Source organism: Aeromonas australiensis, assembly GCF_000819725.1.
Classification (GTDB): domain Bacteria; phylum Pseudomonadota; class Gammaproteobacteria; order Enterobacterales; family Aeromonadaceae; genus Aeromonas; species Aeromonas australiensis.
This window is the reverse complement of record NZ_CDDH01000002.1, coordinates 1-25237: the sequence shown is the minus strand read 5'-3', so window position 1 is coordinate 25237 and position 25237 is coordinate 1. Positions and strand designations below refer to the sequence as shown.

Sequence of the window (25237 nt, the reverse complement as noted above, 5' to 3'; positions counted from 1 at the left end):
CTGCCTGACTACCACCAGTCACAGCGCCAGTCAGCACTGCTTTGACTTGGGCGTGGCGAGGCCGTACCCTGCCGCACCAGACAGCTGACGCTGTGCTGCGGGATGCCGTTATGCCCGCGCCGACCAGCTGAGCCGAAGGAACCGCAGAGTTCCCCTTATATCAACGACATGAGAACAACGTGAATCAATCAACCTTCGCAAGCCGGGTGCTGGAGTGGTACCAGCTTCATGGCCGCAAAACCCTGCCCTGGCAGCAGGAGAAGACCCCTTACCGGGTCTGGGTCTCGGAGATCATGCTGCAGCAGACCCAGGTCGCCACAGTCATCCCCTATTACCAGCGTTTTATGGCGCGCTTCCCCGATGTGGTGGCGCTGGCGGATGCCCCCATCGACGAGGTGCTGCACCACTGGACCGGGCTCGGCTACTACGCCCGGGCCCGCAACCTGCACAAGGCGGCTCAGCAGATCCGCGATCACCACCACGGCCTCTTTCCCGAGCGCTTTGACGAGGTGATGGCGCTGCCGGGCATTGGTCGTTCTACTGCCGGGGCTGTGCTGTCGCTCTCCCTCGGGCAGCCCCATGCCATCCTTGACGGCAATGTGAAGCGGGTACTCACCCGCTGGCTGGCGCTGCCGGGCTGGCCCGGCCAAAAACAGGTGGAGAACGAGCTGTGGGAGATCGCCATTCGGCTCACTCCCAAGCTGGGTGTGGCGCACTACAACCAGGCGATGATGGATATCGGGGCGACGATCTGCACCCGTAGCAAGCCTGCCTGTGATCGCTGTCCGGTACGGGCCGATTGCCAGGGGCTGTCGCAAGGTCAGCCCACCGCCTATCCCAACAGCAAACCCAAGAAGAGCATTCCAGCCCGCGATGGCATCATGCTGCTGATCCGTCACGGTGATGAGTTGCTGCTGGAGAAGCGGCCGCCGCAGGGGATCTGGGGTGGGCTCTATTGCTTCCCGCAAGTAGCCTCGCTGGCAGAGGTCGACGGTTTGCTGGCAAATTTGGGGCTAGCGCATCACGGCTATCGAGAGCTGGCCGGTTTTCGCCATACCTTCAGCCACTTCCATCTCGATATTCAGCCGCTGCTGATTGACATTGATGAGGCGCAGCCGCTGCGGCTCATGGAAGCAGATAACCGACTCTGGTATAACTTACGCCATCCTGCCGAGGTGGGGCTGGCGGCCGCCACGGCCCGTCTGCTCGCCTATCCAGAGTTACAACCATAGAGGTCAACATGAGCCGTACTGTATTTTGCCAACGCCTGAAAAAAGAGGGCCCGGGTCTCGATTTCCAACTCTACCCGGGTGAGCTCGGCAAGCGGATTTTTGACAACATCAGCAAGGAAGCCTGGGCCGAATGGCAGAAGAAGCAGGTGATGCTGATCAACGAAAAAAAGCTCAACATGATGAATCTTGAGCATCGCCAATTGCTGGAAAAAGAGATGGTCAGTTACCTGTTTGAAGCAGGAGAAGTGCAGATCGAGGGTTACACCCCTCCCGCCGAGTAAGCTTGTCAGCTACTGTTGTTGTGAGCAGATCAGGCATGACACCCTGTCACCCTTGACCGTTATGCTTGTCCTGCGCCACAAAAGTGAATGATGGGCAGCATTGCTGCCCGAATTGAGGATCCTATGGGCCGAATTTTTTGGCTGCTCTGTACCCTGCTGTTTCTCTCTGCCTGCTCATCTTCCCCCAAGCCCAGCGGGAGTGAGGGTGACGATCTGGTCAACGGCAAGGACATCCGCGGCTTTGAACACATGATCAGTGCGCTCTCCCATAATGTGAACGAGATATGGGGGCGGGAGGCGCTGTTTGCTGGCAAGTATGACTATGTCAAATACACGGATCAGTACAAGAGCCGGGCCCACATCGATTTTTCCAGTGGTCATATCATGGTGGAGACCGTCTCTGGCATCGACCCGCGCGCTCACCTGCGCCGCGCCATCATCGAGACCCTGCTGACCCCGGACGATCCGGCGGAAGTGGATCTTTACTCCGATCGCGAGATCATGCCAGGTGGTGAGCCCTTCCTCTATGGCCAGGTGCTGGACAACCAACGCCAAGCGATCCGCTCCTCCTGGCGCGCAGAACGTTATGCTGATCATTTGCTCAATACGGCAATGAAGAAACGGACACTCGGGATCCGCAATATCTTCTTCGTTGATATACCCATGGTGGCTAACCATGAGGATCGACGGGGATACAAGTATGCGGGAATCATTCGGGAGGCCTCACGCAAGTATGGCGTGCCGGAGAGCCTGATCTATGCAGTGATCAAGACCGAGAGCAGCTTCAACCCCTACGCGGTGAGTCATGCCAACGCTTATGGCCTGATGCAGGTTATCCCGGCTACCGCCGGTCGTGACGTCTATGTGCGGGTCAAGGGCAAGAACGGCCAGCCGACCCGGGAACAGCTGTTCAACCCGGCCTACAACATTGATGTTGGGACAGCCTATCTGCACCTGTTGCAGACCGTCTATTTGGCGGATATCGAGGATCCCCGCTCCCGTCGCTATGCGGTGATTTCCGCCTACAATGGTGGTGCTGGTGGGGTGCTCAACACCTTTTCCAGCGATCGCAAGGCTGCGCCGAGCCGGATCAACCGACTCTCTCCCGAGGCGGTCTATCAGGTGTTGACCGAGCAACATCCCAAAGCAGAAGCCCGGCGCTACCTCTACAAGGTCAACCAGGCAGAGAAGGGTTTCAAAAGAACTTTCTCTCAACGGGCGGGTTAAGTGGTGAGACAGCGTTAGGGATGCCAAAGGGCGCTTGATATCAAGCGCCCTTTTAACGTCTGGCCAGTTTGTCGCTGAAGCGGCCTTATTTGGCGATAAAGCCGCCCTTGGTCTGCGGGGCTGCGCCCACTTTCTCCAGGGTTTTCACTTCCACTTCGAGCTTGTTCCAGCTGTGATCCACTTCACCACGGATGCGGAGCAGATCGTCCGGGCCCACTTCGGTGCCACGCCACACATCCTGATCCACTTCAACTTCCACTTCACCGCTGGCATCGCGGAACAGATAGTTTTCGCCGCCCAGCTGCTTGACCAGTTTTCCTTCCAGAGTGACCCAGCTGTCATCTGCCAGATCTTTCAGTTGAGTAACGGAGACCTTGTTTTGCTCCTGCGGACCGGTATAGGCCGCCATCGCGGCAGAAGAGAGAGACATCAGGGTCAACAGTCCGATTACGCTTGCGCTTGCCTTGTTCATTTCATACTCCTGTGGTTGGTATGAGGGCATTGTGCTGGAGTGGGCGTGAAGCAAGCGTGAAAGAACTAGGCTGGTGTGATTGTCTGTTTTGTGAGCGCAAGCGATTTCATCGTGCGCCAAGCCTGAGAAACTTTATTGCCCACGTTAAGCTGTCGCCTTGTCAATTGTCAGCTTTTACAGCCTCTTCCCACGCTGTATCGGCTTGAGGACAAGTCCGCAGGTCTCACCTGCTTAATGCAAGAGAACAGCAATATGAAAAAATGGCTTGTTTGTTTATTGGGGTTGCTGGCGCTGACCGTTCAGGCGGCTGACGGTCCTCAACCCTTCTCCCGGATCGTGATGTTTGGTGACAGCCTCTCAGACACCGGCAAGATGTATAAAAAAATGAAAGGATATCTCCCCTCCAGCCCACCCTATTACAACGGTCGCTTCAGTAACGGACCGGTGTGGCTGGAACAGTTGCGTGATCATCATTTCCCTGGTTTGGCGCTGGTCAATGAAGCGGAAGGTGGTGCGACTGCGGTGGCTTATAACCATCTGGGCGCCCTGAATGGCTGGCTCGGTTTCTGGTCCTGGGACCCCAAGTATCAGGTGATCAATAACCTCGATTACGAGATCAAACAGTTCCTCAAAAAAGACAAGTTCCGCCCCGATGATCTGGTGGTGATCTGGGTAGGTGCCAACGACTATCTGGCCTATGGCTGGAACACCGAGCGGGATGCGGATCGGGTGATCGAGACAATTCGGTTGGCGTCGAATCGGCTGGTACTCAATGGTGCCCGGCAGATCTTGCTATTTAACTTGCCAGACCTCTCCCGTACCCCTTCAGCCCGCAGTATGAAGGTGGTGGAGAAGGTGCGCCATGTGGCCAGTTACCACAATCAGAAGTTGCAGAACCTCACTCGCGAGCTGGCTCCCCTCGGCATCGTCAAGCTGTTCGAAGTGGACAAGCAGTTTGACGAGATGATTCGCGATCCCCAGCTGTTTGGTCTGAGTGACACTGAACATGCCTGCTATGGTGGTGGCTATATGTGGAAGCCGTTCTCGGGCAAGGTGGCCAAGGCATCCGCACTGCCCGAGCTCGGTGTGCCGGAGCGGCTGGCGATTGCTGGCAACCCTATTCTGGCGCAGGCGATCGTGAGCCCGCAAGCCAGGCGCAGTGCTGTGGCACTCAACTGCGATGAGCATATGTTCTGGGATCAGGTACATCCGACCAAGACAGTGCACAATGTATTGAGCCAGCGTGTTGCGGATTTCCTCAGTAAAAACTATGAGTTTGTCCGTTACTGATACCAGACGGGGCCAGCTCTCTGCTGACCCCGTTTTCCCTTCTGCTCTCCTGTCTGCGCGTCTTTTTTCGTCACATATAGTTCAAATATCAGACGCTTGTTGCTGTTTTTGTAACATGTTTGCGTTAGAGTGTTTTTTGTTAATTGATATCAGTGACTTGAAAATAGGCTAACGTTGATATGTTGCGATCGGTTTTGGCTGGTTGCACCTATAAGACGAGGTGATATCAATCAACCTCCTCCTACATAAAGTTGCAGAGGCTCAAACATGAAAAAATCATTGATTACCTTGCTGGTTACCGGCTTGCTGGCGGCCAATGCCCAGGCTGCCGGTCAAGACAACACCTGGTATGGCGGTGCCAAACTGGGTTGGTCCAACTTCTACGGCATTGATGAAAGCAATGCCCTGACCCTTGGCAATGAGACCAACGATGCGTTGGGTGCAGGCGTGTTTGGCGGTTATCAGATCAACAAGAATCTGGGGCTGGAGCTGGGTTACGACTATCTGGGCAATTACAAATACGATGCCACTACGGCGGCAGGCGCTTTCAGTGATGAAGTAAAAGCACAGCTGGCTCAACTGACCCTGAAGCTGGGCTTCCCGGTTACCGATAGTCTGGATCTGTATGGTCGTGTCGGTGGCGGTTATGGCTGGGCTGATACCAAGAGCGATGTTTACAAGGATGATAGCCGCTTTGTCATGGTTGGTGCACTGGGTGCAGAGTATGCATTCAACCTCGACTGGGCTGCCCGCCTCGAATATCAATACACCACCCCGTATGGTAGCCGTGATGATACCGGTTTGAGAATGGATAACGGCCTGCTCTCGCTGGCAGCTGTTTATCGCTTTGGCCAGGTTGCCCCTGTGGCTCCTGCTCCCGCCCCGGCACCAGCCCCTGTCCCCGTCATGATTGAGAAGCAGTTTACGCTGAGCTCCGATGTGTTGTTTGACTTCAACAAGGCAACCCTGAAACCGGCAGCAGTCCAGGAGTTGGACTCTCTCTACCACCAGATTGAAGAGGCTCGACCCAAGGATGGTGTGGCTACCGTGATTGGTTACACCGACCGTATCGGTTCCGATGCCTACAACCAGAAACTTTCCGAGCAGCGTGCCCAGACTGTTGCCAACTATCTGGTTGGCAAGGGGATCCCGGCTGGCAAAATGAATGTGGAAGGGCGTGGTAAATCCTCACCGGTTACCGGCGACAGCTGTGTTAGCAAGTCCAAGCACGAGCTGATCGTCTGCCTGGCACCGGATCGTCGTGTTGATGTGAAAGTGGAAGGTATCAGTGAGGTGCAGGAGTAATCCTTCGCATAGAACTGAGGCCGCAGGGGCTGATATCAACAGCCCCCGTCGGAGCAAGAGATAGCAAAAGCCAGTCAGTTGATCTGACTGGCTTTTTACGTTGGAGTGATGACAAGACAGGGGGATCAGGAGGGAAGCGGCATTACCCGGTTACGCCCCAGATCCTTGGCCTTATAAAGCAGCTTGTCGGTACGTTCGACCAGGCTGTCAGCGCTCTCCTGACCGTTGAACTCGCCCACGCCAAACGAGGCTGTGATGTGGTCGATACGACGGCCCGATTTGCGATCCAGAATCGACATCCGCTCGATAGCCCGGCGCATGCTCTCTGCCATCTGTCTGGCCAGAGCCAGCGAGCGATGGGGTACCAGCAGGGCAAACTCTTCTCCGCCAATCCGGTAGGCGGTGACCCCCTCTTTGCTGGCATCGCGCAGCCGTTTGCTGAAGGCGCGCAGGACCTGATCGCCGAGTAGGTGGCCATACTCGTCGTTGAAACTCTTGAAACGATCGATATCGGTCAGGATCAGCGAGAAGGATTGCTGGCTGCGGATCAGCCCATCCAGCTCCAGATCGAAGGCGCGGCGGTTGAGAAGGTTGGTGAGGGCATCTTCGTTGGCCAGCTTGCGTGTCTCGTTTAGGGCTGCGCGCAGCTCCTTGATCTCTTTCTCGGCATTGCTGAGCTGGTTGCGAAAGTGCATGGTGGACATTCGCACATCCCGCGACTCTCGCACCAGCTCCCGCAGGATCCCCATGGTGTCCTCCAGACTGAGGCCCTCATCGTCGATCTTGCTCAACCTGTCGAAACTCTTGTCGAGCATCTCCTGAAACATGCCGGTATCGGAGATGGCGTCCTGCATGGAGTGGCCGAGCTCGTTGGCCATGGCGGCGAGGCTCAGTTTCATCGCCTCCATCTGCTTCTCGTCCTGAGCGGCCAGATACTGGTGATAGAGCCGCTCGCAGGTGGTGAGCGAGCAGGTGCCCTGCATTTTGACTGCCTGATCAATCGCCTGGTTGAGCTCGGGCATGCTGGCCGAGACATAGTTATACCACAGGTGGTAATTGTCCGGCGTCGTGGGGATCTGGTACTTGATCATCAAGGGTACCGCCTGTTTGAGATAGGCGGCTGATTGGGCAAATGTATCCTTACTCATGAGTTCTGTGTCTCATCATGCCAGCGAACTGAAGATAGTATGACAGAGAGATTGGCCAAAAGGCAGCCGATGGATGCCATTCGCCCCCCCCTCCGATATAATGGCAGCGTTACCACCTACCCTAAGGCCTGCTTATGTCTCAAAAAGATCCTTTCCTCGAACGCGAGGCCGAAAAATACGATAACCCCATCGCCAGTCGCGAGTTGATTCTGGAACTCATCAAGGGTCATGAAAAGCCCATGTCCCGTGAAGAGTTGGCCAAGGTCCTCAAGCTGAAAGATGAAGAGCCGTTGGAAGCCTTGCGTCGTCGTCTGCGCGCCATGGAGCGTGATGGACAACTGGTATTCACTCGCAACCAATGTTATGCCCTGCCGGATCGCCTGAATCTGGTCAAAGGTTATGTAATCGGCCACAAGGATGGCTTCGGTTTTCTGCGTCCGGAAGGTGGTGGTCCGGATCTGTATCTGAACAACCGAGAGATGCAACGCCTGATGCATGGCGATTACGTGCTGGTGCAACCGACCGAGATCGACCGCAAGGGGCGTCAGGAAGCCCGTCTGGTGCGCCTGCTCAAGTCCCGTGAGGCAGATATCGTGGGCCGTTACTTCGTCGAGAATGGCGTTGGCTTCGTGGTGCCGGATGACAGCCGAATCGGCCAGGACATCATCATCCCGGAAGGGGAACACAAAGGGGCTCGCCAGAGCCAGGTTGTGGTTGTGCGCATCAATCAGCGAGCCACCTCCCGTATCAATGCCGTCGGCACCGTGCTGGAAGTGCTGGGCGAGAACATGGCGCCGGGCATGGAGATCGAAATTGCCCTGCGTACCCATGGCATTCCGCACACCTGGCCGGAAGAGGTGACCAAAGAGGTTGCCGGTCTCGGCGAACAGGTGCCGGAGAAAGCCAAAGAGGGCCGTATCGACCTGCGTGCGCTGCCGTTGATCACCATCGACGGGGAAGATGCCCGTGACTTCGATGATGCCGTCTTCTGTGAAGCCAAACGTGGTGGCGGCTGGCGCCTGTGGGTTGCCATTGCTGACGTCTCCGCCTACGTGAAGCCCGGCACCGCGCTGGATGCCGAAGCCTATCAGCGTGGCAACTCGGTCTACTTCCCCGAGTTCGTGGTGCCCATGCTGCCGGAGGTGCTCTCCAACGGCTTGTGTTCCCTGAACCCGCAAGTTGACCGTCTCTGCATGGTGTGCGAGATGACCATCTCCGCCGCTGGCCGCATGTCCGGTTACAAGTTCTACGAAGCCGTGATGAACTCCCACGCACGGATGACCTACAGCAAGGTTGCCGGGATCCTCGATGGCGAGCCCAAGTTGCGTCAGCAGTATGACCCGCTGGTGGGTCATATCGAGGAGCTGAACAACCTTTACAAGGCGCTCAAACATGCCCGTCACCAGCGCGGTGCGGTGGAGTTCGAGAGCGAAGAGACCCGTTTTATCTTCAACGCCCAGCGCAAGATCGATCAGATCGTGCCGCTGGTGCGCAACGACGCCCACAAGATCATCGAAGAGTGCATGATCCAGGCGAACGTGGCTGCGGCCCGTTATATCGAGAAGAACGAAGCCTTTGCCCTGTTCCGGGTCCACGATCGTCCGGGCGAAGAGCGTCTGACTGGTTTTCGTGACTTCCTGGCCGAACTGGGTCTGGAGCTCAAGGGCGGACTCGAGCCCGAGCCGAAAGACTTTGCCGAGCTGGCCGCCAAGTTTGAAGGGCGCCCGGATGCGGAGCTGCTCTCCACCATGCTGCTGCGCTCCATGCGTCAGGCCATCTATCAGGCTGACAACATCGGTCACTTCGGTCTGGCCCTGAAGTCCTACGCCCATTTCACCTCGCCGATCCGTCGCTATCCCGACCTGATCCTGCACCGTGCGATCAAGTACCAGACCGCCAAGGAGCAACAGGGCAACCTGCGCCACAAGTGGACCCCGAGCGGTGGTTATCACTACCAGCTGGAAGAAGTGGACCCGATGGGCGAGCACTGCTCCATGACCGAGCGCCGTGCCGACGATGCCACTCGCGATGTGGCCGACTGGCTCAAGTGCGAGTACATGCTGGATCACGTGGGTGACGAGTTTGACGGCGTTATCGCCAGCGTCACCGGCTTTGGCTTCTTCGTCCGGCTGGCGGAGATCCATATCGATGGTCTGGTGCACGTCAGCACCCTCACCAACGACTACTACCAGTTTGATCCCCTGCATATGCAGTTGATCGGCGAGAACTTCCGCCGTCGCTACCGTCTGGGCGACAAGGTGCGGGTCAAGGTGATGGGCGTGAACCTGGACGATCGCAAGATCGACTTCGTGATGGTAGAAGAGCCCCTCAAGGCCACCGGCAAGAACGCCAAAGAGATGGCGCGCAAGCAGGCCGAGATCAAGAAAGAGAAGGCCAAAAGCGCTCAGCGCCACGAAAAACGTAAAGAGGGCAAGGATCACGGCAAATCCGACAAGGGTGGCCGCGCCAAACCCAGCAACAGACGACCGAGCAAAAAGGCGCGCGATAAGGCCAAGGGGTAAGCCCTCGGCCTATGGCTTGGGTCTGGCGACCCGGGGATAGGCTGTAACGGGCTGATGGCCCCCGGGTATCTGCGCCAGCGCCCGGGTTATCACTGCAAAAGCCTGCGACTCTTGAGATGAAAAAATCCGAACCCTGTTACCGGGATTCGGATTTTTTATGGTCAGCGAAAAGGGGAGGGACTTAGGGTCTGGGCGGAGCTCAGCCAAGCGCCATGCCTATGGCTAGGGGCATACTCCCTGCGCGATGCCATTCTATTGGCCGCTACGCGGCGCTCAGAAAGGTGGGGGTCCCATTTTTCCTTGGTAAAAATTGAGCGCAATCAGGCTTATAACGCCCGCCTAAGGGGCTGGCAACGCATAACAACCAAACTTAAACACAACAACTGCAACCACTGCGGCTCATTGGGACTGGAAACGCCGCGCGTTGACAGTCCCTCTTGAAGCGCTTGTTAGGGCTTTATTCCAAACAAGGCACCCAACTTCCTAAGTAACACTCTGAGCCTAATTCCAATTCCATAAAAGTTTGGCTCTAGCATTAGTATCTCAGAATCACTTGCGAAACTTGAATTTTGTCCTTTAGGTGTCAGCTTACAACGCACGTACAGTCTCCGATTGTCCTTATCTTCTGTTTCGTGACTCACCAAGCCTTCATCCACTAAAACTCTCAATGTCTCTCTGTATATATAGAGCTCATTCTGTATTGGATTGTCATCAAAACTATATCCATTATCCCATGAACGCATAACATCGTTGTAATTTTTTAGCTTTCTGTCAGAGGGTGGGTTTTTGCCTTCAATGTAAAATATATCGATATCCACAGGAGTCGGAAAACTATCGTTTAATAATTTTAGAATTACCTTTCTAGATTTTTTGTAAGCTGCCTTATTCGACACTGTATACCCCTACACATTAAGCATTTGAAAGTAATAGGTAATATATCATGACGATTCGGTGGTCGACAAAGTTTAGCCCTAACGCCCTGTTAAGGGGTGAGCAACGCAATACCAATGCCGCCGCATACACCTTAATCACTTAAACCAACGCATAGTAAAAATGCCACGCGTTGCGAATCCCTCTTGAACAGTTTGTTAGGCGATACTCTCCAAAAGTAATGATCTCAAATCTTTTGCGACAAACTCGGAAAAGCCAACCTTATGAAAACTAACTTGGCTTGTGAGACTTTTATAGCTTGATTCGATTGACTGATTCATAAATGGATCGACTACATGAACTTCAACGCTTTTAGACATATTCTTCTTAAATAAAGCTTTGATGTGTACGTCAGCTTCTGGAAATGAGTAACCGACAAAAATGATTTTCTTTGCTTTTCTAATTTCAATTGCCGATTCATCGATTAACTTATTAATCGCAGGATGTGACAAATCTTTAAAGTGAGATGGAGGTACAATAAATGTTTGAAATTCATTTCCATCTAATGGACATGCCAGATCAAAGACAATGTCTTCAGGTTGACCACAACACGCGCCAATTACACCTTTAAACCCCATCGAACTCAAATCGATTTTAGTATCCCATGCAGTTAACAAAACTTGGTTACAGCAATTACAATACTTCCAATTTAATGAGCCGTGAACTTTGATTAATTTGACTGAAAAAGGGGCTTCACCATCATACACGGGTACAGGTTGTCTTGGGTTGATCCACCAATCAAAAGCACTAATGTCATCGTAGTGGTGATAGTTCATTAATTCGATACAATAATCGATATACCCTCCTTTTCCGTATATGAAGTCAAAAGATTCATCAATGAGAGTGTCATAATTCATTGTAATTATAGAAATATTACGATTTACATTAAATACAAGTTCCCAAAAGCTACGATAAGCGCCATCAGAACGAAATTGTGGCTGCGATATAACATAGTGAATTATTTTAAGCAACGACTCTTTTATCGATTTTATTTTGTCCGTTGTATATTGCTTACCTAAGCATTCATTTTTATTAATAAAATAGTCTAGATACCCGAACACAGACTCTAAACTAGGATATAAACCAGTTGATATATCAAAATTATCAGCAATAAACTCCCGTACTTCTTGAGCCGCTTCTGACTCAGTAAGCTCCTGAATTTTTGATTCAAAAATCTGGGGTAATATGTCTTTTTGCAAAGGCGCACCTTCCGCTATGGATGCACCAGCACCAAAAACAAACAGAACGTCTCTTTCTTTCTCTAAAGTAATAAACTTACTATCTTGATACATATTATTTCCAATCGCCTAACGCCGCGTTAAGGGGTGAGTGCCGCATAAACCAACTTTCCGCAGACCACTTTCACCACCAAAATCACCGCATACCAAAAATGCCACGCGGCACGAATCCCTCTTTAACGCTTTGTTATGTTTAAGCTTCAAGGGCAGGGCAAGATCATGAATGCCAGATAAATGAACATGAATAACTAGCGCGCAGTTACCGTTCGTTTAATGTTCAATCATGGCAAGATCCAGCTCGCTTAATTTCACAACGATACGTGCTGGCTTTGTCTTGCTCAAATTTCAAGCACTCATGCGGACGCCCTGGCTTCAAGGGCTTACGTTTTACCAAAACCAAGATTAACTCAGCGTTGACTCACAAACAAAAGCCAAAACCTAAAAAACTGAAATGACTCATAAATTTGAAAAAAAGACTTCGAATTTTGGCAATTCAACCCCAAACAGAAATTGGGACACCCATCGTTTTGCCCACAGCTTTGAGCACCGCGCAGCGGCTAACAGGCCATGATTGGCTTGCCGACATATGCCGCCGAAGATCTCGATATAGCAGCAGGTGCTTGGCCGAGCAGCTTCCTCCTCCCTAGATGCCGGTCTCTCTGGTATGATGCGCCATCATTTAGCGACCGGTGACGAGACCTGCATTAAGGTGGTCAGGTTGCCGGTACGGCCATTTTTCTTCGGGGCGCATTCATGCGACCCGACCTACGGATCTTGAACATGAGCACTGAACTGATCTACGGCATTCACGCTGTATCCGCGCTGCTGGAGCGCACACCCGAGCGCTTTATCGAGGTATGGGCGCTGAAAGGGCGGGATGACGACCGGCTGCAACCTCTGCTGACCGAGCTGGAGTCCCTCGGCCTCAAGGTGCAGAGCGTGAACCGCAAGACCCTTGATGACAAAGCGGAAGGCAACAATCACCAGGGCATTATGGCCCGGGTGAAAGAGGCGCCGAAGCTCGCCGAGCACGATCTGGCCAGCCTGCTGGATGAGCTGGCGGCACAACAGAGCCAGCCCTTCCTGCTGGTGCTGGATGGCGTGACTGACCCGCACAACCTCGGCGCCTGCCTGCGCAGCGCCGATGCTGCCGGGGCTCATGCTGTCATCGTGCCGCGGGACAAGGCCACGGGTCTCACCCCAATCGTGCGCAAGGTTGCCTGTGGCGCGGCCGAAGTGGTGCCGCTCATTCAGGTCACCAACCTGGCCCGCACCCTGCGCGAATTGCAGGAGCGCGGCGTCTGGATTGTCGGCACCGCTGGCGAGGCCGATCACGACCTCTATCAGGCCAAACTGACCGGCCCGATGGCGCTGGTGATGGGGGCTGAAGGTAAAGGCATGCGCCGTCTGACCCGCGAACACTGCGACGAGCTGGTGAGCATCCCGATGGCAGGGGCGGTATCCAGCCTCAACGTTTCGGTGGCAACCGGCGTCTGCCTGTTTGAAGCCGTGCGTCAGCGTCGCGGTTAATCATGCTGACTGACAGACCCCCCTTCGATTGGGCGCAGGTCGCAGATAAAGAGGAGGCCGCGCGCCTCCTCTCTTTTGCCCGCCCGCTGACCCTCAGCCCGAAAAGCTGCCTCTGGCACGCCGGTGACAGCCCGGATCTGCTGGTCAGGGTGGAGCAGGGGCTGCTGCGGGCCAAGCTGGTGCTGGCGGATGGCCGCGAGTACATCAAGGAGTTCTACTGGGAGGGGGACGAGTTTCTCGACTTCCACCACCTGCTCAGTGGTGAGCCGGCCCGCTATAGCGTGGAGGCGCTGGAGCCCTGCCGTCTGCAACTGTTCAGTCTGGCCGACCTGCGCCAGCTGCCCGGCTGGCCGCGCTGGTACCAGCACCTGTTGGAGGTGCAGCTGCGCATCAAGGAGGAGAAGGAGCTGTTGCTGCTGACCGGCAGCCCGCAGGCACGCTATCAGCACTTTCTCGACAGCTTTCCCACGCTCGATGCCAGAGTGCCCGACCACCAGATCGCCGCCTATCTCGGTATCACGCCCATCAGCCTGAGCCGCATTCGCAAACGGCTGAAAGAACTTAACAAAGGTTAATGCGGGGCGCTGGCGCCACGATTATGCTGGCAGGCCGAACTGATAAGGAGTTGCCGATGAACTGGATCCTGAAACCCTGGTCTGAACTGACCACTGACGAGTTGTATGAGTTGCTGGCGCTGCGGGCCGAGGTGTTCGTGGTGGAGCAGACCTGCCCCTTTCAGGATCTGGACGGGCTCGATCGCCGCGAGGGGGTCTGGCACCTACTCGGCTATCAGGGCGACCAGCTTGCTGCTTACGCGCGGATTATGGCGCCCGGCATCGGCGATGAGCGCGGCGCCGCCATCGGTCGGGTGGTGACTTCCCCCAAGGCGCGCGGCGGTGGTCTTGGTCATAAGCTGATCGGCGAGGCGGTCAAGGCGTGCGAGGCGCGCTGGCCGACCCACAGCATCTGGCTGGGGGCGCAGGCCCATCTGCAGGGCTTCTATGGCCAGCACGGTTTTGTGGCGGAAGGGGAAGGCTATCTCGAAGATGATATCCCCCATATGGGAATGCGCAGAGTGGTGGCATAACCACTCGTCAGAGTGATTCAGAATGCAGAAGGGCCATCCCGCGGGATGGCCCTTCTCTTTATCGCCAGGCGATCACTTCTTCTTTTTCTTCTTGGCGGACTTCTTCTTGTCGACCGGCTTTTTCTTCTTCACCGGTACCCGCGCTTCCTTGTGTTTCGGGCGTAGTTCGTCGATCACCCGGCGCTTGAGGCGCTCTTCGGTATAGCGCTCGATCTTGGCGACCATCGCCATGTCGTGGGCCTCCACCAGACTGATGGCGCAGCCACGGTTACCAGCGCGGCCGGTACGGCCGATCCGGTGGACGTAGACATCGGCGCCGTAGGGCATGTCGTAGTTGATGACATGGCTGACGTTCGGCAGGTCGATACCGCGGGCGGCGACGTCGGTGGCGATCAGGAAGGGTACTTCCCCTTCGTGGAACTTGCGGATCGACTCGACGCGTTTGCTCTGCTCCATCTCGCCACGGATCCAGGCGCAGGAGACGCCTGCCGCCTGCAGCTGGCCGGAGAGCTCCGCCAGACGCTCGCGAGTCTTGACGAAGATGATCGCCTTCTGGGTTTCCGGATCTTTCAGGATATGGGTCAGCAGCGCCAGCTTGTGGGTGGCGTCATCGGCCAGATGGATCCACTGGGTGATGGGGCGACGCTCGCTGCGGGGCGGTTCGGCGTGCAGCTCCACCGGATCCTTGAGGATCTCGTTGGCGAACTTCTCAAGGCCGGCCCCTTCCAGGGTGGCGGAGAAGAGCATGGTGTGCTTGCGGTAGCGCGCCTCTGCCACGATGCGGTTCACATCCTTGATAAAGCCCATGTCCAGCATGCGGTCCGCTTCATCCAGCACCAGCACTTCGATGTCGTGGCTCTCGAACTCCTCTTTCTCGATGTACTCAAGCAGACGACCCGGGGTGGCCACGACGATGTCGGTGGTCTTGGTCAGGGCAGGCAGCTGCTCTTCATGGCTGACGCCGCCGATGATGGTCTCGATGCTGAGGTTGGTGTGAGCCGCCAGCGCCTTGGCATGGGCGGTCACCTGCAGCGCCAGCTCGCGGGTCGGGGTCAGGATCAGCATGCGGCAGGGGCCCGGCTTGCGGCGCGGGAAGTCCAGCAGGTGCTGGAGTGCTGGCAGCAGGAAGGAGGCAGTCTTGCCGGTACCGGTCGGAGCGGATGCCAGAATATCGCGGCCGTCCAGGGCTGGCTCCAGCACCATCTGCTGGATGGTGGTGGGGCGGGTGAATCCCATCTCGGCCAAGGCCCGGTTGAGGGCGGGGTGCAGGTCGAAATCATCAAAGGACTGGCTCATGGCAATACTCGGTCATTAAGGAAACGGCAGATTATAGGCGATTATCTCGTCGGCTCCTATTGGTGAGTGTGTCTTAGCCGCTATAATCGCCGACCATTTTCAGTGAGGCGGGGGCAGGACGGGAGTCGGATGGCACGAAACAGCGGTTTTACCTTCAAGCAGTTCCATATCGAGCACGATCGCTGTGCCATGAAGGTGGGCACGGACGGTATTTTGCTGGGCGCCTGGGCGCCAGTCGGGCAGGCCCGCCGGGTGCTCGATATCGGTACCGGCAGCGGCCTGATCGCCCTGATGCTGGCTCAGCGCACCGCTGATGAATGTCACATCGATGCGGTTGAGCTGGATATTAATGCGGCCAGTCAGGCGCGAGAGAATGCGGCTGCCTCTCCTTGGGCTGCTCGGGTAACCGTCATAGAGAGCGCCATTCAGGCCTACCAGGCCGCCCCTTACGATCTGATCGTCTCCAACCCTCCCTATTTCTTGGCAGGCCAGTCATTTAGCGATCCGGCGAGGGCGTTGGCCCGCCATACCGGCGCCCTCGACAGCCACCAATTACTGGCGGCCTGTGATCGTTTGCTGAGTCTGAACGGCCAGGTGGCGCTGGTGTTGCCGACGGCGATGGCTGATGAAATTTTATGCATTTCGGCGAATTATGATCTGCATGGCATTTGTTATACAGCTGTTATCACCAGAGAGGGTAAAGAGGCAAATCGTGTTTTATTGCTACTTGGCAGAGGATTAAACAGGTGTGACAGGGGGGAAATTGTGATCCATTCTGCTGGTGGGGCCTATACCGACAGATATATCCATCTGACCAGTCCCTTCTATTTGAAGATGTAAATTTCGTCTTGAACTATTTTTTCATGCCATTATGCTGGTTCAAGATCGAGCGCCCGCTCCAGACCAGCCAAAACCACTGGTCAAGATGAAAAATCAAGCGGGGCTCTTTTTTTTACCCATCAGAACACACCCGGTCAGCGACCGATAAAAACTATAACAAGCAATAATTTACAAGACAGACGAGGTTGAACTTGACGAAATCACTCACATTGTCCGATGTACTCGGATTGGGGTTTATGACCTTCGCCTTCTATCTGGGCGCCGGTAATATCATTTTCCCGCCGTTGGCTGGCTACATGGCCGGTGAACACCTCTCTCTGGCTATGCTGGGTTTTCTGGTGACCGCTGTTGGTCTGCCGCTGATCACCATCATTGCCGTTGCCAAAGCCGGTAATGGTTGGGCTGGCATGACCAAACTGCTGCCTGCCGGTGTAGCAACCGCGCTGGCGGTGGCCATCTATATCATCATAGGCCCGGCCTTTGCTGCGCCCCGTACCGGTCTGGTTGCCTATGAGATGGGTCTCAAGCCCTTCATTGGTGACATGGGTCAGGCGGGTCTGGCGGTCTATACCGTGATCTTCTTTGGCATTGCCATCCTGGTTTCCCTTAATCAGGGCAAACTGATGGACACCATCGGCAAATACCTGATGCCACTGCTGATGTTGCTGCTGCTGACTCTGGCGGTCGGGGTATTCGTCGCTCCGCAAGGCGATATGCCGAGCGCAACCGGCGACTATCAGAACAGTCCCTTCGTGAAAGGGATCCTGGAAGGCTACAACACCATGGACACCCTGGCCTCCCTGATGTTTGGCGCTCTGATTATTGACCTGCTGCGCCAGAAAGGCGTCAGTGACTACCAAAGCCAGTTCAAGTATCTGGCCATTGCCGGCCTCATCTCTGCCATCGGCCTGTGTGTGGTGTATGTTTCCCTGTTCCGTCTGGGTAACACCGCCGCCGGTGTGGCGACCGATGTCAGCAACGGTGGCGCCATCGTCAACGCCTACGTACTGAGCCTGTTTGGTCAGCCGGGTCAGTTTATTCTGGCGGCCATCATCACCTTGGCGTGCTTTACCACTGCTGTGGGGTTGATCTCTGCCTGTTCTGACTTCTTCCACAATCTCACTGGCATGAGTTACAAGAAGCTGGTGGTGTTGCTGGGCGTTATCTGTGCCGTGGTGGCCAACGTGGGCCTGAGCCAGCTGATCAGTCTCTCCATTCCGGTGCTGGTTGCCATCTATCCGGTTGCCGTGGCGCTGGTACTGGTCACCTTCCTGAAGGGTTACTTCGGCCGTCCCCGTCTGGTGTTCCGTGGTGTGCTGCTGGTTGCCTTCCTGTTTGGTTGCCTGGATGGTCTGGGTGCGGCCGGTATGAAGATGGATGCGTTTGCCTTCCTGCCGCTGTTCGACAAGGGCCTCGCCTGGCTGATGCCGACCCTGCTGGCCTGTGTTGTTGGTATGCTATTTCGTCCGACCGAGATAGCTGCCGAAGCGGCCTGACCTGGCCCGATGTGATGTTGCAAAGAGCCTGCCCTGTGCAGGCTCTTTGGTTTTCTGGATGTCTCAACTCTGCTTTGCCGGGCCTGATGGTCATTGTCTACGACGAGTGTCTGTTGCACGCTCTTTTGGTGCCCGCACTTCCCCTTTTCGCGTTATATCTGTCTGATGGTTTTGATATTGCAAAGCCTGATAGCGATTAATTCTGTCAGGTTGAATTGTTTCAATATATTAATTTGAAATTGAGATTTGATTCCTTTTCTTTATGCTGGCGGTAACTCTGGTCCGCTATCTGGACGAGAGAGAAGCAAGAGACATTGTTACCGGTTATCTGCCAGGCAGTGGGTGCAATCAATAACAAGCTGATAAGGCAGATGAGGTTGAGTTTGACGAAATCATTGAAGTTGTCCGACGTATTCGGATTGGGGTTTATGACATTTGCCTTCTATCTGGGGGCAGGCAATATCATTTTTCCGCCGCTGGCGGGGTTTATGGCTGGTGAGCATCTGCTGGCCGCCATGTGCGGCTTTTTGCTGACTGCGGTGGGGTTGCCGCTGATCACCCTGATTGCGGTGGCCAAGGGGAGTTCGGGGGGCGGCGCGAGTGGCTGGACCGGAATGACCCGCTATCTGCCCGCCGGGGCGGCGACGGCGCTGGCCATCGCCATCTATATCATCATGGGGCCCGCCTTTGCCATTCCCCGCACCGGTCTGGTCGCCTACGAGATGGGCCTCAAGCCCTGGCTTGGCGATGCCGGTCATGAGGGGCTGCTGATCTACACCCTTAGTTTCTTTGCGCTGGTGATCCTGGTGGCGCTCGATCGGGGCAAGCTGCTCGATGCGGTCGGCAAGTACCTGACTCCCGCCCTGATGGCGATGCTGCTTATTCTGGCGGTCGGGGTCTTTATGACGCCGCAGGGCACCATGCCTGATACCAGCGGTGAGTACATAGATGCAGCCCTGACCAAAGGAATGCTGGAGGGGTACAACACCATGGATACCCTGGCCTCCCTGATGTTTGGCGCCCTGATCATCGGGTTGCTGCGCCAGAAGGGGATCGAGGATTATCGCAGCCAGTTCAAATATCTGACCATAGCAGGGTTGATCTCGGCGGTCGGGCTGTCGGCTGTCTATATCTCGCTCTTTCAGCTGGGCAACAGCGCCGGTGGGGTGGCAAGCGATATCAGCAACGGCGGCGCCATCGTCAATGCCTACGTCCTGAGTCTGTTTGGTCAACCGGGTCAGTTTATTCTGGCTGCCATCATCACCCTGGCTTGTTTTACCAGTGCGGTCGGCCTGCTCTGTGCTGGCGCCGACTACTTTCATGTCCTGACCGGTTGGGCCTATCGCAACTGGGTGCTGCTGCTGGGGGCGCTCTGTGCGCTGGTGGCCAATGTGGGGTTGAGCGAATTGATCGGTTTCTCGATCCCGGTGCTGGTAGCCATCTATCCGGTTGCTATCGCACTGGTGCTGCTCACCTTCCTCAAGGGGTGGTTTGCCCAGCCCAGGCTGGCGTTTCGCGGAGTGCTGACGGTCGCCTTTTTGTTTGGGTGCCTCGATGGAATGGGCGCTGCCGGGATGGCGATGGACGGCTTTGCCTTCCTGCCGCTATTCGACAAGGGGCTTGCCTGGTTGCTGCCGACCCTGTTGGCCTGCGTCCTCGGCATATTGCAGCGTCCAAGCGGTAAGCTGGCTGCCGAAGCGGCTTGACTCAGGAACCGCGAGATAGCAAAGAGGCCAGCATCAGCTGGCCTCTTCTGTTGTTGCCGGATCCGTTAACGAGTCAGATTTGCGGGCCTTTCGGCTTGGGTTTGCCCTCCAGACCATACCAGTGGGTTTCTACCCGCCCGGCATGCCACTCGAAAGTGCCCCATGGCTGCTTGGCCTCCCAGCGCGGGAAGTTGATGAGTATCCTGTTATCCTCGTACTTGTAGAGAGAGGTGCTGATCTGGGTATCAGAGAGGATCAGCAGCAGGGCCAGGCAGATGAAAATCCATTTCAATGCTTTCCACATGGAGTTACTCGAAGCAAATTTCGATGGTGGCGCGACCGTAATCTGATTCGAACGGCATCATGATCTTGGTGCCATCGGCCCGGTGGGTGATGGTGTGGTTGGTGCCGGAGACGATGACGGGAGTCGCCATATCAAACTCGTAACCCTTCTCCCCCAACATCCGTTTGGCACCGCCTGTCACCATATTGGTGATCTCGCCCACCATGTCGGTCACCTCTTCGTTGATGCTGGCGGGCGCTTCCCCCAGCATACGGCGCATGATCTCAAGCGCCAGCCCCTTCTCAAAGCTGATGGAGAGGGAGCCGCGGGTCTGCGGGCCAACCATGCCGATCAGGCCGGAGACATCGCCGCGGGCCAGCTCATCCATCTTGCGTTTCGGTTTGCCCGGTTTGAGTTCCAGCTGTGCCATGGTCGAGAGCACATTGAGCAGGGATAGCAGGAACGGATTTACAAAATCAGCCTTCATGATGACTTCCTACAGTGGGCGTACAACGGGCACATTGGCCATGTGCCTCTATCGTCTTATTGGTAATAGTAAAACCATGCAAGTGGGCCTGCTCGGAAAACGCGCTATCTATTGCTGTATCGTGCAGCTCGACTACATCGCCGCACTCGTCGCAGATCAGCAACTGCATCGGGTGAGCGTGATCGAAGTGGCAACAGAAGATAAAGGCGTTGAGAGATTCCACCTTGTGAGCAAAGCCCTGTTCGAGCAAAAAATCGAGTGCCCGATAGACGGTTGGCGGCTTGGCATTGGCTTCGGTCTGTTGCAACTGGGCCAACAAATCATAGGCGCTGATGGCGTTGCCGTGTGCCGCCAGCAGGCGAAATACCTGACGTCGGGTCGGGGTGAAGCGGATCCCTCGTTGTATACAGAGTCGCTCGGCTCGTTGTAAAAGTTGGTCTTGATTCATGATCGCGCAGATACCCTTTCTATTAGCCGGATACTATCACAGGGCCTCGCATGGCGCGGTGACAAAATTCATTTTCTGGGGCTGCTTCACGTTGTGATAAAATCCGCCCCTTTCTTTAGCCAACCCGGATGATTTTTATGCAGGCGCAGCGTTTTTCCATCGCCCCCATGCTGGACTGGACTGATCGGCATTGCCGTTACTTTCATCGACTGATGAGCCGTCAGACCTTGCTCTATACCGAAATGGTGACCACTGGTGCCATTATCCACGGCAAGGGGGATTATCTGGGTTACAGCGAGCAGGAGCACCCCCTCTCCCTGCAGCTGGGCGGCAGCAATCCGGCCGATCTGGCGCGCTGTGCCAAGCTGGCCGAAGAGCGCGGCTATGACGAGGTGAACATCAACGTCGGCTGCCCCTCCGATCGGGTGCAGAACGGTCGCTTTGGTGCCTGCCTGATGGGTGAGCCGGCGCTGGTGGCTGACTGCGTCAAGGCGATGCGCGATGTGGTTGATATTCCGGTGACGGTGAAGACCCGTATCGGTATCGACGATCAGGACTCCTACGAATTTTTGCAGGCCTTTATCGAACAGGTGCGCGATGCCGGTTGCGATACCTTTATCGTCCATGCCCGCAAGGCCTGGCTGAGTGGCCTGAGCCCCAGGGAGAACCGCGAGATCCCGCCCCTCGATTATCCTCGTGTCTATCGGGTCAAGCAGGATTACCCGGAGCTCACCATCACCCTCAACGGCGGCGTCACCTCCATGGAGCAGACTCTGGAGCACCTGCAACATGTCGATGGCGTCATGATGGGGCGTGAAGCCTATCAGAACCCCTACATTCTGGCGCAGGTAGACAACCTGCTGTTCGGCCAGAACAACGCCGTGCCGAGCCGCCATGAAGTGGTGCGGATGATGCTGCCCTATATCGAGCAGGAGTTGGCCAAGGGTAACTACCTCTCTCACATGACCCGCCACATGCTGGGGCTGTTCCAGAACATGCAAGGGGCCCGCGCCTGGCGCCGTCACCTGAGCGAGAACGCCTGCAAACCGGGCGCCGGTATTCAGGTGGTGCTGGATGCCATGGCCAAGGTGCCGGAGCTTGGCTGTGCTGAACCCCAGGTGAGCATGACCGGTCAGTGACCGGCCAGGAGTACGTTGGTCAACATCACCAAGTGAGCAATGCCAGTCTGCAATGACTGGCATTTTTATTGGCGCGACAACCCGGCAAGGTGTCATCTGGATTGGATGTTAGCTGCGTCCATTTTTCTCAGTCACAGCGAAATCGTGAATTTCACCGCTTCTTGGTTTAAAACGCGGATCGCCGTCTTTGTTCTCATGCACCAGTTGCATGGTCTTGCAGAAGCTGGCCTGTTTGTCGTACTCCTTGCGGGCCAGGTCGATGGCTCGCTCAGCCCGGCGCCGCGCCATTTTGTCAGACTTGCGATCGCTGAACTGCTGCTGTTGGTGCAGCATCCAGCCGACAAACTCTTGCTGGCATTGGGATTCGCTATTGGCCTGCGCAGGCAGGGTCCACAGCAGGGGGAGCAGTAACAGATAACGCATGTTCAACCGATGTTCAGAGGGGGAGTTCACTAGAAGGGCGGCATTTTATGCTTAAAACTTGAGCATGAACAGCCTTAATAAACAGGGCCGCCTGAGGCGGCCTTGTTTGGCGCTATGGGAATATTAGCTCAACGTTTGACGAGATAGAGTTGACGGCTGTAAGCCACATCTTCCGGGTTGTGGATGGGATAGCCCTTGAGCCATGGCTTGATGAGGCGGGCATTGGTGTACTGGTAGATGGGGGCGATGGGGGCCTGATCCAGCAGGATCGCCTCCGCTTCGCCAAACAGCTTGCTACGGCTGGCGGCATCCTGAGTGCTGGCCGCCTCTGCTATGAGCTGGTCATAACGGGCATTGGCAAAGCCCGCCATATTGCCGCTGTGACGGGAGCCCCACAGGCCGAGGAAGGCAGAAGGGTCGTTGTAGTCGGCTACCCAGGAGGCACGGATCACCTCGAACTGACCACTCTGGCGGCTATCGAGATAGGTCTTCCACTCCTGATTGGTCAGCTCGACCTCGGCGCCCAGCTTCTGCTTCCACATGCTGGCAATCGCCAGCGCCATCTTCTTGTGAATTTCCGCGGTGTTGTAGAGCAGGGTCAGCTTGAGCGGCTTGTCCGGGCCGTAACCGGCCTCCTTGAGCAGGGCTTTGGCCTTGCTGTCCAGCTCCTGCTGGCTGCTGGTGGAGAGCAGGTTGGCGGTTGGGGTGAAGCTGGCGGTCACATCCGGGGTGAAGTGATAAGCCGGTTTCTCGCCGGTGCCGAGTACCTTGTCGGCGATCAGGGCGCGGTCGATGGTGTAGGAGAGCGCCTTGCGCACCCGCACATCGTTCAGTGGTGCCTGCTTGGTATTGAAGGCGTAGTAGTAGGTGCCTAGCTGATCCGGGGTATAGACCTCATTCGGGATCTGTTGCTTCAGCTTGTCATACTGCTCCTTGGGGAAGGATTCGGTGATATGCAGATCGCCCGCCAGATAGCGGTTGGTGGCCGCGCTCTCCTGATTGATCGGCATAAAGATCACCTTGGTCAGTACGGTATGGGCCCGATCCCAATAGTATGGGTTGGGGGTCAGCTCCAGCTTCTCGTTGACCACCCGATGGTTCAGCACAAAGGCACCGTTGCCCACCAGCTTGCCGGGTTGGGTCCACTGGTTGCCATACTGCTCGATGCTGGCTTGATGGAGCGGTGACAGGCTGGGGTGGCTCAGCAGGTTAAGGAAGTAGGGCACCGGCTGGGAGAGGGTCACCTGCAGGGTATGGTCATCGAGGGCCTTGACCCCCAGCTCACTGGCGGGCAATGTGCCCGCCAGGATCTCGTCCACCTTGTCGAAATGGGCCAGCTGGGCAAACCAGGCGAAGGTGGCCGCCTCTTTCGGGTCGACCAGCTTGCGCCAGCCGTAGACGAAGTCGCCGGCCTTGACCGGATCGCCATTGGACCAGCGCGCATCCGGGCGCAGATGGAAGGTAAAGAACTGGTTGCCCTTGTTCTCCCAGCTGGCTGCCACCCCGGCAACCGGGTTGCCATCCGGCCCCTGGGTCAGCAGCCCCTCGAACAGATCCCGCAGTACCTGCAACTCCGGCAGGCCGACCAGCTTGAGCGGGCTCAGGCTCGCAGGTTCATCCTTGAGGTGGCGAACGACAATCTGCTCGGCGGCGAGTTGTGTTCCGGCGGGAATATCGGCAGCCTGGACAGCAGCACAGCCCAGCAGGGCCAGCAAGGGGGTCCATCCTTTCATGGGTCGGATCCTTCAAATAGTGTGAAGCGGGGAGAAAACTCGGCGAGAAAATATCGCCGACAGATGGGAAATCATGATATCCCGTTTGCTGGTCTGACCGCCAGCATTCGACTCTCACTCCTCGAACGGGGTGAAAAGGAGCGGTCGGTGTCTGTGCAGTTCAATGTGGTGAGGAGTGTTAAACGATGAAAGCAGGGTTATTGCTGGCCTGTCTGTTGAGCCAGGGTGCCTGGGCGTTGGCCCCGTGCCAGAGCGACACGGCGGTGGGCAGCTGGTGCGAGATCGGCATCGATGCCTTGCACCCGACTCAGGGGGGCGTCGGCCAGATCCAGGTCGATGAGACCCAGGCCACATTGGCGGGCATGAGCGCCAAACAGCTCGACAAGTTGATGAAAAAGAAAGAGATACCGGTAGTGATTGCACCGGATGGTGGTTACTGGCTGGTGGATAGACACCATCTGACCAAGGCGTTGTGGCAGCAGGGCGTCAAGGATGCCCGGGTCAAGGTGATTGGCCGCCTGCAGGACAAGGCCAACTTTTGGAGTCAGATGCAGAACAACCACTGGGCCTGGCTCAGGGATGAGAAAGGGCAGCCGCTGACCCCGGAGCAGCTGCCAAGCCGCATCGACCAGTTGCCCGATTACCCCTATCGCACCCTGGCTGGACTGCTGCAGAATGCGGGCTATTTCAGCAAGGAGAGGCAGGTCTATTTCGTCGAGTTTGCCTGGGCCAGTTGGCTCGGCAAGCAGATGCAGTGGCTGCCGGTGGACAGCGCCAATCTGGCAGCCCGGTTGCAACAGGCCAAACGGCTCGCCTGCGGCAGCGATGCCCGGGAGCTGCCCGGTTATCCTGGCAAGCAATGCACCCTCAATAAATCGAAAACGGTGCAGTGAGTGGATGGGCGATGACGCCAGCATGCCGGAGTTAAAAGAGGGCGACCAGTGGTCGCCCTCAGATTGCTGAAGAACCCCCCACTTTTTCAAAGAGGGGGGTTCTTTTTTCGCTCGGCTCCATGGGGCTGCTCACTGGCTGACAAGTCGGCCTATCGGCCATCTTCGCCATGAAAAAGGCATCAAAGACCATGCTATCGCCCTAACAAGACCATCTGCCGGGGAATTCGGCGG

The 25237-nt window shown here is 56.2% G+C and carries 24 protein-coding genes; 14 read left to right on the top strand and 10 right to left on the bottom strand.

What is annotated here, in order from left to right:
• Positions 1-179 precede the first annotated feature (179 nt).
• The 3 genes from mutY to mltC all read left to right on the top strand — a co-directional run bounded on the left by mutY (position 180) and on the right by mltC (position 2740).
• Entirely contained in the window at positions 180-1232 is a 1053-nt protein-coding gene (gene mutY, locus BN1117_RS00370) for an A/G-specific adenine glycosylase (protein ID WP_040093951.1), read from the top strand.
• An 8-nt stretch (positions 1233-1240) separates the two neighbouring features.
• Entirely contained in the window at positions 1241-1513 is a 273-nt protein-coding gene (locus BN1117_RS00365) for an oxidative damage protection protein (RefSeq protein WP_040093949.1), read from the top strand.
• Positions 1514-1636: 123 nt separating this feature from the next.
• Complete coding sequence (gene mltC / locus BN1117_RS00360) at positions 1637-2740, top strand: membrane-bound lytic murein transglycosylase MltC (RefSeq protein ID WP_040093948.1); 1104 nt, start codon at positions 1637-1639, stop codon at positions 2738-2740.
• An 85-nt stretch (positions 2741-2825) separates the two neighbouring features.
• Here mltC and BN1117_RS00355 read toward each other — a convergent pair whose 3' ends face one another.
• Positions 2826-3212 (bottom strand): YgiW/YdeI family stress tolerance OB fold protein, encoded by a 387-nt coding sequence (locus tag BN1117_RS00355; protein WP_040093946.1) that lies wholly within the window; start codon positions 3210-3212, stop codon positions 2826-2828.
• A 252-nt stretch (positions 3213-3464) separates the two neighbouring features.
• Here BN1117_RS00355 and BN1117_RS00350 point away from each other — a divergent pair, with 252 nt between their 5' ends.
• The gene (locus BN1117_RS00350; RefSeq protein WP_040093944.1) at positions 3465-4502 is read left to right on the top strand and encodes an SGNH/GDSL hydrolase family protein; all 1038 of its coding nucleotides are present in this window, start codon (positions 3465-3467) and stop codon (positions 4500-4502) included.
• A gap of 267 nt (positions 4503-4769) precedes the next feature.
• On the top strand, positions 4770-5807 hold the full coding sequence (gene ompA, locus BN1117_RS00345; protein ID WP_040093942.1) for a porin OmpA: 1038 nt from the start codon (positions 4770-4772) through the stop codon (positions 5805-5807).
• Between the two features lie 125 nt (positions 5808-5932).
• Here the strand turns inward: ompA and BN1117_RS00340 are convergent, their stop codons facing one another.
• Positions 5933-6955: a GGDEF domain-containing protein gene (locus BN1117_RS00340; protein WP_040093940.1), complete on the bottom strand. Its 1023-nt coding sequence runs from the start codon at positions 6953-6955 to the stop codon at positions 5933-5935.
• Positions 6956-7089: 134 nt separating this feature from the next.
• On the opposite strand from BN1117_RS00340, the gene rnr reads away from it, so the two are divergent.
• Positions 7090-9477, top strand: a complete 2388-nt coding sequence (gene rnr, locus BN1117_RS00335) for a ribonuclease R (protein ID WP_040093939.1) — start codon at positions 7090-7092, stop codon at positions 9475-9477.
• Positions 9478-9926: 449 nt separating this feature from the next.
• Here rnr and BN1117_RS19590 read toward each other — a convergent pair whose 3' ends face one another.
• The gene (locus BN1117_RS19590; protein WP_167334803.1) at positions 9927-10370 is read right to left on the bottom strand and encodes a hypothetical protein; all 444 of its coding nucleotides are present in this window, start codon (positions 10368-10370) and stop codon (positions 9927-9929) included.
• Positions 10371-10565: 195 nt separating this feature from the next.
• Entirely contained in the window at positions 10566-11699 is a 1134-nt protein-coding gene (locus BN1117_RS00330) for an SIR2 family protein (protein ID WP_052441371.1), read from the bottom strand.
• A 726-nt stretch (positions 11700-12425) separates the two neighbouring features.
• Between BN1117_RS00330 and rlmB the strand changes: the two genes are divergently transcribed.
• From rlmB to BN1117_RS00315, 3 genes are read left to right on the top strand one after another with little or no spacing between them, the layout of a single operon-like run.
• Entirely contained in the window at positions 12426-13175 is a 750-nt protein-coding gene (gene rlmB / locus BN1117_RS00325; protein ID WP_040093937.1) for a 23S rRNA (guanosine(2251)-2'-O)-methyltransferase RlmB, read from the top strand.
• 2 nt (positions 13176-13177) lie between these two features.
• Positions 13178-13750, top strand: coding sequence for a Crp/Fnr family transcriptional regulator (locus BN1117_RS00320; protein ID WP_040093935.1), 573 nt, complete (start codon positions 13178-13180; stop codon positions 13748-13750).
• A gap of 56 nt (positions 13751-13806) precedes the next feature.
• Positions 13807-14262 (top strand): GNAT family N-acetyltransferase, encoded by a 456-nt coding sequence (locus tag BN1117_RS00315; RefSeq protein WP_040093933.1) that lies wholly within the window; start codon positions 13807-13809, stop codon positions 14260-14262.
• A 72-nt stretch (positions 14263-14334) separates the two neighbouring features.
• Here the strand turns inward: BN1117_RS00315 and srmB are convergent, their stop codons facing one another.
• Positions 14335-15558, bottom strand: a complete 1224-nt coding sequence (srmB, locus tag BN1117_RS00310; protein ID WP_040093931.1) for an ATP-dependent RNA helicase SrmB — start codon at positions 15556-15558, stop codon at positions 14335-14337.
• A 129-nt stretch (positions 15559-15687) separates the two neighbouring features.
• Between srmB and BN1117_RS00305 the strand changes: the two genes are divergently transcribed.
• The 3 genes from BN1117_RS00305 (at position 15688) to brnQ (BN1117_RS00295) (ending at position 19600) form a co-directional block, all read left to right on the top strand.
• Positions 15688-16398 (top strand): tRNA1(Val) (adenine(37)-N6)-methyltransferase, encoded by a 711-nt coding sequence (locus BN1117_RS00305; RefSeq protein ID WP_040093930.1) that lies wholly within the window; start codon positions 15688-15690, stop codon positions 16396-16398.
• A 191-nt stretch (positions 16399-16589) separates the two neighbouring features.
• Complete coding sequence (gene brnQ / locus BN1117_RS00300; RefSeq protein WP_040094102.1) at positions 16590-17894, top strand: branched-chain amino acid transport system II carrier protein; 1305 nt, start codon at positions 16590-16592, stop codon at positions 17892-17894.
• A gap of 428 nt (positions 17895-18322) precedes the next feature.
• The gene (gene brnQ, locus BN1117_RS00295; protein ID WP_052441367.1) at positions 18323-19600 is read left to right on the top strand and encodes a branched-chain amino acid transport system II carrier protein; all 1278 of its coding nucleotides are present in this window, start codon (positions 18323-18325) and stop codon (positions 19598-19600) included.
• 73 nt (positions 19601-19673) lie between these two features.
• Here brnQ (BN1117_RS00295) and BN1117_RS00290 read toward each other — a convergent pair whose 3' ends face one another.
• The 3 genes from BN1117_RS00290 to zur are packed head-to-tail and all read right to left on the bottom strand — an operon-like array spanning position 19674 to position 20818.
• Positions 19674-19904 (bottom strand): hypothetical protein, encoded by a 231-nt coding sequence (locus BN1117_RS00290; protein ID WP_040093926.1) that lies wholly within the window; start codon positions 19902-19904, stop codon positions 19674-19676.
• A 4-nt stretch (positions 19905-19908) separates the two neighbouring features.
• Complete coding sequence (locus tag BN1117_RS00285; protein WP_040093924.1) at positions 19909-20370, bottom strand: chemotaxis protein CheX; 462 nt, start codon at positions 20368-20370, stop codon at positions 19909-19911.
• Positions 20360-20818, bottom strand: a complete 459-nt coding sequence (gene zur / locus BN1117_RS18805; RefSeq protein WP_005335805.1) for a zinc uptake transcriptional repressor Zur — start codon at positions 20816-20818, stop codon at positions 20360-20362. Before zur ends, BN1117_RS00285 begins: the two co-directional genes overlap by 11 nt.
• Before the next feature lie 137 nt (positions 20819-20955).
• Here zur and dusA point away from each other — a divergent pair, with 137 nt between their 5' ends.
• Positions 20956-21957, top strand: coding sequence for a tRNA dihydrouridine(20/20a) synthase DusA (gene dusA, locus BN1117_RS00275; RefSeq protein WP_040093921.1), 1002 nt, complete (start codon positions 20956-20958; stop codon positions 21955-21957).
• A gap of 108 nt (positions 21958-22065) precedes the next feature.
• Here the strand turns inward: dusA and BN1117_RS00270 are convergent, their stop codons facing one another.
• On the bottom strand, positions 22066-22380 hold the full coding sequence (locus BN1117_RS00270) for a hypothetical protein (protein ID WP_040093920.1): 315 nt from the start codon (positions 22378-22380) through the stop codon (positions 22066-22068).
• Between the two features lie 128 nt (positions 22381-22508).
• A complete protein-coding gene (locus BN1117_RS00265) occupies positions 22509-24113 on the bottom strand; it encodes a peptide ABC transporter substrate-binding protein (RefSeq protein ID WP_040093918.1) in 1605 nt (534 codons plus the stop codon).
• A 185-nt stretch (positions 24114-24298) separates the two neighbouring features.
• On the opposite strand from BN1117_RS00265, the gene BN1117_RS00260 reads away from it, so the two are divergent.
• On the top strand, positions 24299-25006 hold the full coding sequence (locus BN1117_RS00260) for a ParB-like protein (protein WP_040093916.1): 708 nt from the start codon (positions 24299-24301) through the stop codon (positions 25004-25006).
• Positions 25007-25237 lie beyond the last annotated feature (231 nt).